This window comes from Nocardia sp. NPDC019219, from assembly GCF_040632645.1.
In the GTDB taxonomy this organism is placed as follows: domain Bacteria; phylum Actinomycetota; class Actinomycetes; order Mycobacteriales; family Mycobacteriaceae; genus Nocardia; species Nocardia sputorum.
In genome coordinates this window covers 159,987-173,400 of sequence record NZ_JBEYCG010000016.1, presented here as the reverse complement: position 1 = coordinate 173,400, position 13,414 = coordinate 159,987, and the positions used below count along the sequence as shown (strand labels likewise).

General features: G+C 68.1%; 12 protein-coding genes. 5 read left to right on the top strand and 7 right to left on the bottom strand.

Features of this window, described 5'->3' with window-relative positions; genetic code table 11:
* Nucleotides 1-98: 98 nt before the first annotated feature.
* On the top strand, nt 99-1,565 hold the full coding sequence (gene eccD, locus ABZ552_RS26530) for a type VII secretion integral membrane protein EccD (RefSeq protein ID WP_357440462.1): 1,467 nt from the start codon (nt 99-101) through the stop codon (nt 1,563-1,565).
* Nucleotides 1,562-2,968: a type VII secretion-associated serine protease mycosin gene (mycP, locus tag ABZ552_RS26525; protein ID WP_350356427.1), complete on the top strand. Its 1,407-nt coding sequence runs from the start codon at nt 1,562-1,564 to the stop codon at nt 2,966-2,968. Before eccD ends, mycP begins: the two co-directional genes overlap by 4 nt.
* 156 nt (nt 2,969-3,124) lie before the next feature.
* Here the strand turns inward: mycP and ABZ552_RS26520 are convergent, their stop codons facing one another.
* Nucleotides 3,125-3,394: a hypothetical protein gene (locus tag ABZ552_RS26520; protein ID WP_281916653.1), complete on the bottom strand. Its 270-nt coding sequence runs from the start codon at nt 3,392-3,394 to the stop codon at nt 3,125-3,127.
* A gap of 1,002 nt (nt 3,395-4,396) precedes the next feature.
* On the bottom strand, nt 4,397-5,887 hold the full coding sequence (gene eccB, locus ABZ552_RS26515; protein WP_281916652.1) for a type VII secretion protein EccB: 1,491 nt from the start codon (nt 5,885-5,887) through the stop codon (nt 4,397-4,399).
* Nucleotides 5,888-5,999: 112 nt separating this feature from the next.
* On the opposite strand from eccB, the gene eccE reads away from it, so the two are divergent.
* Together eccE and ABZ552_RS26505 are read left to right on the top strand one after the other, a co-directional pair.
* The gene (gene eccE / locus ABZ552_RS26510; protein ID WP_357440459.1) at nt 6,000-7,643 is read left to right on the top strand and encodes a type VII secretion protein EccE; all 1,644 of its coding nucleotides are present in this window, start codon (nt 6,000-6,002) and stop codon (nt 7,641-7,643) included.
* A gap of 122 nt (nt 7,644-7,765) precedes the next feature.
* Nucleotides 7,766-8,017 (top strand): hypothetical protein, encoded by a 252-nt coding sequence (locus ABZ552_RS26505; RefSeq protein ID WP_357440456.1) that lies wholly within the window; start codon nt 7,766-7,768, stop codon nt 8,015-8,017.
* 184 nt (nt 8,018-8,201) lie between these two features.
* Here the strand turns inward: ABZ552_RS26505 and ABZ552_RS26500 are convergent, their stop codons facing one another.
* Complete coding sequence (locus ABZ552_RS26500) at nt 8,202-8,762, bottom strand: NAD(P)H-dependent oxidoreductase (protein WP_357440453.1); 561 nt, start codon at nt 8,760-8,762, stop codon at nt 8,202-8,204.
* A 215-nt stretch (nt 8,763-8,977) separates the two neighbouring features.
* On the bottom strand, nt 8,978-9,787 hold the full coding sequence (locus ABZ552_RS26495) for an S-methyl-5'-thioadenosine phosphorylase (RefSeq protein WP_281875493.1): 810 nt from the start codon (nt 9,785-9,787) through the stop codon (nt 8,978-8,980).
* Between the two features lie 199 nt (nt 9,788-9,986).
* On the opposite strand from ABZ552_RS26495, the gene ABZ552_RS26490 reads away from it, so the two are divergent.
* On the top strand, nt 9,987-10,310 hold the full coding sequence (locus ABZ552_RS26490) for a metal-sensitive transcriptional regulator (RefSeq protein WP_195084603.1): 324 nt from the start codon (nt 9,987-9,989) through the stop codon (nt 10,308-10,310).
* Between the two features lie 5 nt (nt 10,311-10,315).
* On the opposite strand, the gene ABZ552_RS26485 is transcribed toward ABZ552_RS26490, so the two are convergent.
* Genes ABZ552_RS26485 through ABZ552_RS26475 form a run of 3 tightly spaced genes read right to left on the bottom strand, consistent with a single transcriptional unit; the run spans nt 10,316 to nt 13,408 of the window.
* Entirely contained in the window at nt 10,316-11,251 is a 936-nt protein-coding gene (locus ABZ552_RS26485; protein ID WP_357440450.1) for a TAXI family TRAP transporter solute-binding subunit, read from the bottom strand.
* Entirely contained in the window at nt 11,248-12,720 is a 1,473-nt protein-coding gene (locus tag ABZ552_RS26480; RefSeq protein WP_281916649.1) for a HAMP domain-containing sensor histidine kinase, read from the bottom strand. The genes ABZ552_RS26485 and ABZ552_RS26480 overlap by 4 nt, the downstream gene beginning before the upstream one ends.
* A gap of 28 nt (nt 12,721-12,748) precedes the next feature.
* Nucleotides 12,749-13,408: a response regulator transcription factor gene (locus ABZ552_RS26475; protein WP_281875496.1), complete on the bottom strand. Its 660-nt coding sequence runs from the start codon at nt 13,406-13,408 to the stop codon at nt 12,749-12,751.
* Nucleotides 13,409-13,414: the final 6 nt, after the last annotated feature.

Here is a 13,414-nt window from a genome sequence, read left to right as displayed (position 1 = left end):
TCGACCAGCATTCTGCTGCCCGGACCGTGGGTTCGCAAGCTCGCCCCCGGCCTGCTGAGCCGTGGAATCACGAGGTAGAAGACCGAGTTGGGGGAAGCTTGACGCACGCGCGCCTTGACCACATCGACGAAGAATCCTCGCGCGGCATCGTCCGCGCACCCGACCTCGCGCGGGTGACGATTCTGGCCAAGCACACTCAGGTCGACATGGCCATACCGGTCGACGTGCCGGTCGCGCTGGTGATTCCGAGCGTGGTCGACATGGTCGCCCAGCACAGCCGCACCAACGACTTCGACAACGAGGGCGAGCGTTACGAACCCGCGGAGTGGGTGCTGGCCCGGATCGGTCATCCGCCCTTCTCCAACTCGCTCAGTCTCGGCGAGCACGGCGTCCGCGACGGCGAACTGCTGATGCTGGAAAGCGCCTCGCACACCGCGCCGACACCGCTGTTCGACGACATCATGTACAACGTCGCGATCGCCGACACCGACCACTACCGCAGCTGGACCCCGCGCGTCGCGCGGATCACGGGCTCGGTGCTCGCGGCGCTCACCATGATCGTCGGCTGCCTCGGCCTGCTGCTGTCGCCCGGCTCGCTGCCGATCGCGGTGGGCGGGTCGATCGCGCTGGTGGTCGTGATCCTGCTCGTCGTGTCCGCGATGGTGCTGAGCAGGATGTACGGCGACACCGGCACCGCACTGGTGCTCGGCGGCTGCGCGCTGCCGGCGGCGTTCAGCGCGGGCATGCTCTACGTGCCGGATGAGTACGGCTGGGCGCACGTCCTGCTCGCCTCGGTTCTCGCGGGCGCGACGGCGATCCTGGCCTGGCGGGTCACCGGCGTCGGCCTGGCGTTGTTCATCGGCGTGGCCACGCTGGCCACGTACGCGGCGCCCGCGGCGCTGGTGGGCCTGCTCACCGACCAGCCGGAGCGGGCGATCGGCGCGGGCGCTGCTGCGCTCGGCCTCGCCGGACTCTCCCTGGCCCCACGGGTGTCCATGCTGCTGGCGAAACTGCCGCTGCCGCCGGTGCCTTCGCCGGGCACCCCCATCGATCCGACCGAGGACGATCCGGACGATCATCGCGCGCTGCCGACCATGGAGGTGCTGCGGGTGAAGTCGGAACGCGCCCGCATGTACCTCGCCGGACTGGTCGCGGCGACCACGCTGGTCACCGCCGCGGGCGCACTCGCCGCCACCGATCCGGCCGCCGACGACCCGTACTGGCCCGGCATCGCGCTCGCCCTGGTCTGCGCGGCGGTGCTGATGTTCCGCAGCCGCACCTACGCGGGCGCGGAGCAAGCCGTCGTGCTCATCGCGGGCGGCGCGGGCATCGTGCTGATCATGCTGGTGGGCGCCGGTTTCGCGATGCACCAGCCGCTGGCCGTCTTCGGCGCGGCGATGGTGGTCTTGGTCGCGGCGCTGATCCTCGGCATCATCATCCCCAACCAGTCGGCCACCCCACCGATGCGCCGCGGCGTCGAACTGCTCGAGTACACGTTCGTCGCCGCGGTCCTGCCGCTGGTCTTCTGGGTAGCGGACCTCTACGCCATCGTCCGCGGGCTGTGAACCGGGCACTGCGCACCGGTGCAGCCGCAGCGGTGCTGTCGCTGAGCGTGTCGTTCGGAGTAGGTGCGAGCCAAGGCGTCGCCTACGCCGACCGCCCGCCGCCGGTGGATCCCGGACAATTGCCCGCAGGGGATCCCGCACGGCCGCTCGACAAGACCGAGCGTCCAGGTAATACGCCCTGTTATTCGACCCAGCAGGGCGGCGACGGTCCCGCCCCTCCCGCCCCGCAGCGCTCGCTCGACCTGCCGCACGCATGGGAATTCTCCCGGGGTGAGGGCCAACTCGTCGCGGTGATCGATACCGGCGTCGCTCGTCATCCTCGCCTGCCCGACTTGGAGGCGGGCGGCGACTACGTGGCCGACGGCGGCGACGGGGTCAGCGAGGACTGTGATGCGCACGGCACCGTCGTCGCCGGAATCATCGCCGCCAAGCCACAGGCTGGACAAGGATTCTCGGGTGTGGCGCCGGAAGCGCGAATTCTATCGATTCGCCAGACCAGCGCGCTGTACGACTACGCGAACCGGCAGGACAGGAAGCCGGAAGATCCCCCAAATGGGTACGGCAGGGTCGAGGCACTCGCCGCCGCGATCCGGCGTGCCGCCGACCGGCACGCGTCGGTCATCAACATTTCGCTCGTCTCGTGCATGCCCAATGGTGTGAGCTTCGGCGATGGCGCGGTCGGCGCCGCAGTGCGTTACGCCACCCTCGAAATGGACGCCGTTGTGGTGGCCGCCGCGGGCAATACCGACGACAAGTGTAAGGCGAGCAATCCGGGGATCGACCCGCTGAATCCGAATGGCGATCCGTGGAACAACGTGACCACCAACGTCACGCCCGCGCGTTACGACGAGTACGTTCTCTCCGTCGGTTCGATCGACCAGAATGGCCTGCCATCGAGTTTCACCGTGCCGGGACCTTGGGTCGGCGTGGCCGCACCCGGCGAGGACATCGTCTCGCTGGATCCGCGTGGAACCGGCACCATCTCGGGCAAGTACGTCAACCAGAGCCTCGTACCGCTGAAGGGAACGAGCTTCGCAGCACCGTATGTGTCCGGAGTGGTCGCCTTGGTGCGCGCTCGTTTTCCGGAACTCAGAGCCCCGGACGTGATCAGACGTATCCAGGCGACCGCCCACGCACCAGGCGAAGGCTGGAACCCCTATATCGGTTACGGTGCGATCGATCCGATCGCCGCGCTGACCGCCGAGGTCCCGAGAACACTTCCGCCGAAACGACCCGCGGCAGCCCGAAGCGTCCAATTGCAGGTGCCGTCACCAGCTCCGCCGCCCGACAACCGCGCCCGCAACGTGGCGCTGATCGGCAGCGGCAGCGTCGCGGCACTGCTGGTCCTGGGCATGCTCGCCTCCTTCCCAATCCGGCGCCGGCTCGGCGTCCGCGAAGACTGAGGAAGATCCGCTCACCGCACCGTCGAAACAACTGTGGCCCGTCGTTCGACGGGCCACAGTTCCTACAACAGCCACATCACCTCAACCGAAATACGCACTGGCGCAGTCCGTCTCAGGTGATGCAAGTCTGCAATTCAGTTCACCGAGGAAGATTGCTCAGCCGACATAGATCTTGTCGACATAATATCCGTTCTGCCCCTTCTTACAGCTATAGAACGGCGCCCACGATGGTGATGTCGATGTCGGTTCCTCACGCCTACGCCGACGTTCGGCCTCGTTTTCGGGATCCTTGCGGCTCAGCTCATCCTTGACCTGTTCGCAGTGCGACTTGGTCATACCGTCGCCCGTGACAGGCTCTGCATTGGCAGCACCCGCCATTCCGGTCCAGCCAGCGCTTACAACGACCAAGGTACCGATTCCCGACACGACTACACGCCTAGACTTCATGTGTTCCTTCACCTTCCGATAAGCCCAGCGAAGAAACCGCTGAGCTCGACGACCCGAGTTGAACTACCAGAATTCGTAAAAGTACAGATGCTCCGTTGCCGAAGGAGTGGCGCTTTCGCGATGTTGTGATTTCGATGTCACGGCCGCACCGGCCCGAGTACCTAGTTGCCGCTGTAATAGACGGTGATCGAAGGCCACGCACCTTCGGACGTGATCTCGTTGTGCAGGACCAGGTCCTGGATGGAGACGTCTCCGAGCTGTTCGATCGAATCTGCCACTGTCCGAAGCAGTTTCACAACGTCCCCCTGCCCTGGACCGGCCGGGTTCGATTGCGAGAAGTGATTTATTTGATACTGATCGCCTGCCATGGCTTTCTCCTCTAGACCTCAGACCTTATCGGCGGTTGCGCTTCTGCTTGTTCCTATCCCCGTTGTACTTTTCCGCCTGCTTGATCTTCTGCATAGCACGGTTGTACGCCGCCTGATCGTAGGGACGACCCGCGTTCTTGTTATCGACGGCCTCTTGCTCTTCAGGAGACAGCTGAGCCGGAGACGGCGCTTCCTTGACGACGCCAGAAACCGGGCTGCCGCTATCGGCGCGGTACCGACCGCACCGGCGCCAAAGGCGGCAAGCAAATCGCGGCTGCAGCGATTGTGTGGCGAGTGTAGGACACGTGACTTCCCCTCCTGGTTGTGTACAACACTGACATCGCGCTCGATGCGCGATGCAAAATCCGCATGTTATGCGGCTTCCGAGGGTGGGGATGACGACCCTCAACCTCCGATGCCCTTGATGCAGACTTTGCCTGTCATTTCTATAGACGCGCCCCATCGAAGATCGGTTCCCTCGATCTTCAAAATATTTTGGGTAACCAGCTTCCCAGGTCAGCGCCGCCACGCAGCGACACATGATGAACGGCACGTGGCAGTACTGTTCGCGCCGACAAGTGTCCATGCGCCATGGAACTCAGCTGTCCTCCGGTTATTTGGCCGAGGCGACCGGTTGTTTGGCGGGGGCCGGGTCCGGGGCGACGCCGTCGTGGGCGACCATGGCGGCCTCGCGGCTCAGGGTGGGTCCGCTCGCGAGCAGCCCGACAATCGGCCAGGGCGCGGGTTCCGGAGTCACGCCCGATTCCTTGTCCATGCCGAGCGCTTTCGCGGCGTCGTTGTCTCTGATGCCGAAGCGGACACCGGTGTCGGCGATGTAGAACATGCTGTCCTTGCGGCGGCTGTCCGGTTCGATGCCGGTGGTTTGGACGAAGGCGCCCGAGCCGGGCTTGAAGTACACGGAATCCACGTTGTCGCCCCTTCCGTCGGCCTGAGCGAGCGGAACCAGCTTGGCGCTGCTGGACATCGGCAGGTCGCTGCCGTCGATGAGGGTGAGCTCCGCACGTACGGCGACGTCGGTATTGCTCGCGACTCCCGGAATCGGTTTCCAGGACAGGCAACTCACCGGTCGAGCGGTGGGCTGGATGATGGTCGGCGCCACCTCGGGATAGGTGTCGACCTTCAACGCTCTGGACTGCGGCGCATGCGTCTGCTCGAAGTCACCGATAGCGGCGCCGTGATCCGGGTTGCGCTGCGAGCTGCGGATGACTTCTGCCGTGAACGGGCTGATGGGCTGCAAGCCGTTGTGCAGGATGACGAAGTTCTGGTTCGACTTGCCTGCCACCTGGACGACGGTGCCGATTCGCAGGCCATTGATCGAGTAGCTGGGCTGCCCGCCCGGATCATCGATCCTCGGCGGGACGATCGCGTCCACCTCGGGAATCGCGTTCAACAGACCCTCACTGATCGGGCGCGGGGTCATGCCGCGGATTCCCAGGGCGCCTGTGACGGCCGGCTCGTTCATGTCCACCCGAGCGCGTGTCTTGTTCCAGACGAGGTACGTCGCGTCCTTGCCCTTCACCAGCAGCGCCTTGTCCCGACCTGTCGCCGAAGCCTTGTCACCGAGTTCCGGGTCGCCGATGAGGACGGAGGTGCTGCGGTCGTCGGTGCCGTCCGTCTTCAACGAATCACACACCGTCCAGGCGCGCCCCTCGCCCTCCTTGTCGAAGTGCAGCGAGCCGGGAGCGCCTGGGATGCCGATCAATTGGCCGCGCGGCTTCTTTCCGAGCTCGGACTCCTTCACGGTCGCGGGCTTGGCCGCCTCGCCCGCGGCCAGGCGGGCGGAGGCGAGGTTGAGGGCCGGGTGCACCACGTCGTCGAGCACCACGTAGACGGCGCCGGAGTCCTTGCCGATCAGGATCTTGTTGTCGTCGCCGATCTTGCCCTGCGGACGCAGCAACGCGAGCACGCCGCACCCGGCCAGCACGACGCACGCCAGGATCAGCCCGGCCGCGTACGCGCGGGACTGGGAACGCATGGGGTCGTGCAGCATTCGCACGTCCCGGCGCACCAAGGCGTGCTCCATTCGCCGGACCAGAAAGCGGTAGCCGCTCACCTGCCAGCGTGTGGTGGGTTTTGAAGGCATTATTCCTCCCCCGAACAGTGCTCACGTTCGCCGAACACAGTACAGTTCCCGAGGACGTTTGTTCAGCTCGGCCACAGCGCACCGGCCGACATTGGGTACTTGGGGGACGACGATGGCGGAACCGGCAGGCGCGGGACCACGACCGCTCTTCGGGCGCGTCTCGATGCAGAACCTGCTGATCGCGCAAGTCATCGGGTTGCTCGCCGCGGTTGTCGCGCTGTTCGCCGGCCTGCCGGGTCTCGCCGCGTTCGGCGTCGCGGTGGTCGTCGGGCTGATCCCGCTGATTCCCGTCGCCAAACGCACCCCGCTGGACTGGGTCGCCACCTGGTGGCGCTACCTGACCCACCGTGACTACGAGATCGGCGACACCGTCGACTTCCGCGGCGCGGACGGACGTTCGCTCGGCCTGTTCTGGGACGGCAGCCGCGTGGTGACGGTGGTCGAGGTGCTGCCCCCGCCCGGCGGACTGACCAGGATCGCCCGCACCACGGTGCACGCCTCGCACCTGCTTCCGCTCGCCGAGCTGGCGAAATGCCTGAACCAGCACGACATCCTGCTCAGCGGCATCGACATCATCAGCCACGGGCACCGCAGCCGCTCCGGCACACCCGCGGGCAAGATCTACGAATCGCTGCTCGGCCCGCTGCCCGCCACCGCTCATCGCACGGTGTGGCTGGCGATCAGCTTCGACGCGGTGGCCTGCCCGGAGGCCGCGGACCGGCGCGGCGGAGGAGCCGAAGGCGCCTCGCGCGCGGTCACCATCGCCACCCAGCGGATCATGCGCACGCTGGAGGACGCCGACTGCAACGCCCGCATCCTGACCGCACCCGAGATCCGCCAGGCGGTCCTGCAGATCACCAGCGGCTACGACCCGCGCACGCTCGAACACCGCTGGCGCTACGCCGAGATCGGCAACAGCGTGAACGTCGGCAGCGCACTGGATCCCAAACGGCTGGAATCCGACTTGCTCGCGCAGCTGTGGGTGGCGCCTTCGCGCGGCACGACGGTGGCGGTGCGGTTGCGTCCCGGCAGTTCGGCAGCCTCGGTGAGCATCGGCGCCGCCTGGCGCCTGACCGCGCGAGAGCTGCCGGAACGCTCCGAACTTCCGGGCATGATCTCGATGAACGGACGCCACCGCGACAGCCTGCTGGCCCATCTGCCCATCGCGGTTCCGGGCGTGGACGACACCGTCCCGATGATCGAGCACCTCATCGACATCGTCGACGATCTGCATCTGCCCTCCTCCGGCTGCGGCCAGTTGATCGGATCGGACGACGAAGGAAACGGCGTCGCGGTCCGTATCGTGGGCGCGGGCATCTCGACGGTGTATGTCGCGGGCGAGCTGTATCTGGCGCAGCAGTTGGTCTTCCGCGCGCTCGCGGTCGGTGAACGGATTCTCATTCGCACCGACCGGGCGCGGGCATGGGAGAACCTGGTCACCACGATCGGCAATCCGGAGCGGCTGACCATCGCGGTCGAAACCCACCAGTCCGACGCGGGTTTCACCGCCACGGTGGTAGACGGCGTGCTCGCACCCGCTCCGCACGCGGGTGTCACCACCATCTACGTGACGGGCGATCCGATGGGCTGGCCCGCCAGCCGACCCGACCTGGCCATCCATCAGCCCGGCGCGATCGGCAACCACGTGGTGCTGCGCACCGGGACGGCACAGGTCGACCTCACGCTGGTGTCGATCCCCGCCGAGGCCACCTACATCGGCCAGCCGCGTGGACGCCGGGCTATGCAGCCGCAATAGAACGCAGCCGCGCGAGCAAGCGCGTCGTCGTCGGGTTGACGGTTTCGAGATCGTGAAGCTAACGTCTGGCGCGGCGGCTCGGTACGGGCCGTCCTGGTTGGGAGTTCCAGGAGGGGAAATTCATGAGGCTGTCGGCCTATGTGTTCACGTCATTGTTGGCCGCGGGCGTCGCTTCGGCGGTGCTGAATCCGGGCGTCGCGAGTGCGCTGCCGTCGAGTTGTCATACCGGTGGTTTCGGGGTCTCGTGCAAGACCGCGAAAGACTGCGAGGCAGCGCGCTCGGAGCTGAAGGGCAAGCATCCGTCCATCAGCCGTTGCTATCGTCAACAGCCGGACAAGGAGCGGTTCTCGTACGTGTATTCGGCGAACTGGTAATCGTCGGTGCACGTTACGAGGATCCGTTTACGCGGTTCTCTGCAGGCCTCCCGTCGGCCGCCGGCTCAACGGCCGACGGAATGCCCGGCGCCGCAGGCACTTCGCGAAATCGTATACGGTGACGCGATTGTCGATGGCGTATGAGCGCCCTGTCCGATGGAAGGGCCCGCTTGTCGCGGCGGGTCTATCCGGGGTACGGGTCATCCGTCCTCGCCGCTCGTAATGTGCGTCCCCACCAGGCCAATTGACGGAGCATTCGTTCCGCCGCGTCGATCGCGGCGCCGTCGCGGGTCTCTCCCGTCTCGTCGAACCGCTTCTTGGCCTGATGGAAGCTGACCGTCTCGCGGACGGAGACCATATGGATCTCCGCGACGACCTGACGCAGCTGTTCCACCGCACGCAGGCCACCGGAGAGGCCCCCGTAGGAGACGAAGCCGATAGGTTTCGCACGCCACTCGTGTTTCGCGGTGTCGAACGCAGTCTTCAGCGACGCCGGATAGCCGTGGTTGTACTCCGAGGTGACGACGACGAATGCGTCGGCATTCCGCAGACGCGCGCGATAAGCCGCGGTCTCCTCGTTCTCGGTGAGGTCCACGGGCAACGGTGTGTGCGCGAGATCGATAAGGCCCGTGTCGAATTCGGTATGGTCGCGCACGGTGCGCAGGAACCAGTCCGCGACCACCGGCGCGAACCGCTCCGGACGCACACTGGCCACGATGACCTCGAGCCGCAACGGGGTATCCACCGCGCGAGCCTAACCCGTGCCCCATCCGTCCTCGCCCACCGGCGCGCTTCCCTCGATCCACCTCCCCCAGGTGCACCGAATACCTCGGCCGGAGCACCATGAGTTCGACATGGCCGCATGCCTGAGCACGCACAGCCGGCCGACCCCAGTCGTTGCGGCTGATCGAGCAGGTCTCGGTGCCGCCGCACGCGGGACCGGCCGCACCCGCATCGAACTCAGGGCAGCTCGAACGGCAGCGACACTCCCGCGTGGACGCGGCACCGGTCGCACGTGTCGGTGGCGTCCACCGCGGCCACCGCGCGGCGGATGAGCTCCTTGAACGGCGTGAGATTGCGCTTGAACTCGGCGAACACGTCGACGGCGTGCACTCCCTCGCCCTCTTCCAGACCGGCGTCCAGATCGGTCACCAGAGCCACGGCGGCGTAGCACATCTCGAGTTCGCGGGCGAGCACCGCTTCCGGGTGGCCGGTCATGTTCACCAGTTCCCAGCCCTGCGCGGCGAACCACCGGCTCTCGGCGCGGGTGGAGAAGCGCGGGCCCTCGACGACGACCATGGTGGCCGCGTGCATCATGTGCAGTGCGTCGGACTGGGCCTTGATGGCGGCCGCGCGCAGCTCCTCGCAGTACGGGTCGGCGAAGGATACGTGGATGCCGCCGCCGTCGAAGTAGGTCTGCGGGCGACCGGAGGTCCGGTCGACCAGCTGATCCGGCACCGCGACCGTGCCCGGGCCCCAGTCCGCCCGCAGGCTGCCGACGGCGCAGGGCGCGAAGACGCGGCGCACGCCCAGTGATCGCAGGGCCCACAGGTTGGCCCGGTAGGGCAGGGTGTGCGGTGCGAATTCGTGGTTCTTGCCGTGGCGCGGCAAGAACGCCACCGGCCTGCCCTCGACCTCTCCGACGGCGATACCGGCACTCGGGGCGCCATAGGGGGTCTCGACCTCGACGGTGGTCGCCTCGTTGTCGAAGAAATCGTAGAAGCCGCTGCCGCCGATGACGGCGAGCGCGGGCCGAGGGTGCGAACTCATAGGTCCAATTGTCTCGTCCCGCGACGGCGGTCGCGCGCCGGGATCCGCGTTACCCTGCTTCCGTGGCGGCCCCGAGGCTGCTCACATACCGGGTCCGCGCCGTCGTCAGGCCGCCGGACCTGACAAGACGACCCGGTAGCTGTACCCTAGGGGGGTATGAATCCGGTTCTGGCGACCGGCAGGCAGCGAGGAGACATCGGTGGCAGATTCCCCCCACGACCACACGGCGGGCGACCACGCCGCGCACGGCTACATCACCGCCAAGGACGACTACCTCAAGCGGCTGCGGCGCATCGAGGGCCAGGCCCGCGGTCTGCAGCGGATGGTCGAGGAGGAGAAGTACTGCATCGACATCCTCACCCAGGTCTCGGCCATGACCAAAGCCCTGCAAGCGGTGGCGATGGGCCTGCTCGAGGACCACATCAGCCACTGCGTGGTGGACGCGGCCGTCGCGGGCGGCCCGGAGGCGGAAGCCAAGATCAAGGAGGCCACCGACGCCATCGCCCGCTTGGTCCGGTCCTGACGCGACTACCCGTGCCAGCGGCGGTAGACCGCGGCCGCGCCCGGGTGTAGCGGAATCGACCCGGTGCTGATCAGCGACCGGCCGTCGAGGAACTGGGTGCCCGCCGCCTCGGTGGGCACCAGCGCGTCGGCGTGCCACACCAGCAGTTCGATGATCGAAGCGGCCACCTCGTCGGGCATGCCGCCCGCGGCGAGCAGCAGATTCGCCACTCCGATGGTGTGCACCGCGGCACCGCCCGGATAGGCGTCCGCGGGGATCGCGACCCGGTCGTACACCGGCCCGAACAGCTCTCGCATCGGCGTGGCCAGTTCACCCATGTCCACCAGCCGCATTCGGCTCGGCACCGCGAGCAGCGCGGTCGGCACGCCGCCCGCCCACAAGAGCGCATCGACGTCGCCTGCGTCGAGGGCAGCTACCGCTGCTGTCAAGGGCCGATGGACGATCGCCACGTCGGTACCCGGATCGAGCCCCGCGACGCGCAGGATCCGTTCGCCGGTCAAGGCCGCGCCCGATCCCTCCGCGCCCAGGCTCACTCGTGTCCCGCGCAGATCCGCGACCGAACCGATCGGGCTGTCCGAGCGGACGACCAACTGCAGGTAGTTCTCGTAGACCCGCCCCAGCGCGAACATCTGACCGGCACTGTCGCGGACCGAATCCGCGAGCGTGAGCGCGGCATCGACCTCACCCCGCGCCAGCAACGCCAGATTGGCTTGCGAGCCCGAGGTGGTGACCCGCTCGATCCGCACGTCTCCGATGTCCGCGGCGGCCAAGCCCAGCAACCCAGCGAAGGCATGATAGAAACCGCCTACCTCACCGGAAGCCAGTCGCACGGTGGCGCCCCGGCCGCTCGGCGCGCACCCCGCGGCACCTGCCGCGACGGCCAGCGCGAGAAAGCCGCGCCGCCCGATGCCGCGCCGGCCGATCGGTTCCCGGCCGGTCATCGAGCCTCCGCCGCCGGCAATCGCACGGTCACCGCGAGGCCGTGCGGACGTACCGCCGCCACGGTGAGCACGCCGCCGCGCGCCTGCGCCAACGCCGCGGCGATCGGCAGGCCCAGTCCGGAGCCACCGGTCCCGGCGGACGAGCCGCGGAAGAAACGCGTGGTCAGCTTGTCGATCTCGGCGGGGGGAACACCGACGCCGTCGTCGCGGACGGTCACCGTGACCCAGCCCGGTTCGGTTGTGACGATCAGCTCGACGCGCGCACCCGCGCCCGCATAGCGCGTCGCGTTACTCAGCGGTACATCGAGCATCTGCGCGAGCACGTCGGCTGGGACCGCGACTTCGGCGTGCTCGCCCGCGGCATTACCGGTGTCGACCGCACCGCCCAGCGTCGCCGCGCGAGCCGCCGCGGGCGCCACCCGCAGCTCCTGTCCGGCCGCCTCGAACGCCGAGCACCAGGCGTCGAATCGGTCGGCCACCACCTGCACGGCGTCGCACTGGTTCTCTCCCTCGGTGGCGTGAGTGACGTCGAATGCCGCGGGCGTCTCGGCGACGGCCAGACTGAGCAGGCCGTCGAGCAGTGCGGTGAGCCGGTCGACCTCGGCGCCCGCGCTGCGAAAGGTGCCCGCCGCGCTCGCCGGGATCGCGGGCTCCAGGGAATCCAGGCGAATGGTCAGCGCGGCGAGCGGATTGCGCATCGCGTGCGCGGTGTCGGCGACCAGCTGACGTTGCGCGTCGGCCGAATCGGCGACGGCCAAGGCCATGGCGTCGAAGGATTCCGCCAGTGCGCGCATCTCCGGTGGCCCTCCGTAGCGTCCCGCGATCGATACGGGAGCGACAGTGTCGGCGCGCGGTTTGGGCAGTGTCGCGGTCAACTCCGCCACACCGTGCGACAGCGCCGCCAACGGCCGCAGCACCCAGCGGCCGATCGTCACCGCCAGCAGCACGAACAGACCCATCGCGACGACGCCGCCGAGCACGATCATCGCCCAGGTCCGTGCGATGTCGCCCCGGGCGCGGGCGGTGGACGCCTCGATCACCACGGCTCCGTTCACCTGCACACCGGTCCCGACCGGCCGCGCCACCAGCATGGTCGGCGCGCCCCACGGCGTCAGTTTGTCCGCCGCGTGCGGGCGCTGGTTGCGGCGCGCGGCCGCCACCGCCGCGATGACGCCGGCATCGTCCACGTCCGCGCCCGCGTTCACGGTCGTCGCGCCGGTGGCGTCGACCACGAGCACGTTGTCGCCGTACAGCTCGTGATAGCGGAGGACCTCGTCGGCCAGCGCTCGGCTGTCCCCGGCGGTGACGGCGTTGTCCGCGAGGGTGGCGAAGCGATCGGCGTCCCCGGAGCGCGCCAGCACCAGCTGCTGGGTGCGGCTGGTGGCGACGGTCAGCGACAGCGGGACCGCGAAGCCCAGCACCGCGATGGCCGCGAACAGCGTCAGCGCGACGAGCAGGCGACGCCGCATGACCTACCTCCGGCCCACCGAACCGTGCTCACTGCCCCCACCGGTATCCGTATCCGCGGATGGTGGTGATCAGGCCGGGCCGGTTGAGTTTCGCCCGCAAGCCGGTCATGTGCACATCCAGCGAACGCGAGACCGCGACGAAGGCGTCACCCCAGATGCGGTCCATCAACTGCTGGCGGCTCACCGCCGCCCCCGGCCGTTCCACCAGCGCCTCGACCAACTCGAACTCCTTCTGGGTCAGCGACACCGGCTCCCCGGCCACCTCCACCACGCGGGCGCCCAGATCGACCCGCACGTCACCGGTGACGACCACCGACTGCGCCTGCCGCGCCGCTGCGGCCGCTCGCCTGGCGACCGTCTCCAGCCGCGCGACCAATTCGGCGATCCGCGGCGGCTTCACCAGATAGTCGTCGGCGCCCCCGCGCAGACCCCGCACGATCGAGCGCTCGTCACTGCGAGCGGTCAGGATCAGCACCGGAACCGAGCTCACCTCGCGCAGCCGGCGCAGCACGTGCAGACCGTCGCCGTCGGGCAGTCCGAGGTCGAGGATCACCGCGTCGTAGTCGCGATGGGCGATCAGCAGATCCGCGCCGCGACGCTTGCGTTCGGCGCGGTACCCGCGGGCGTTGAGCGCTTCGACCAGCGCGTCTCCCACGCCGTCGTCGTCCTCGACCACCGCAAGCCGCACGCGCCG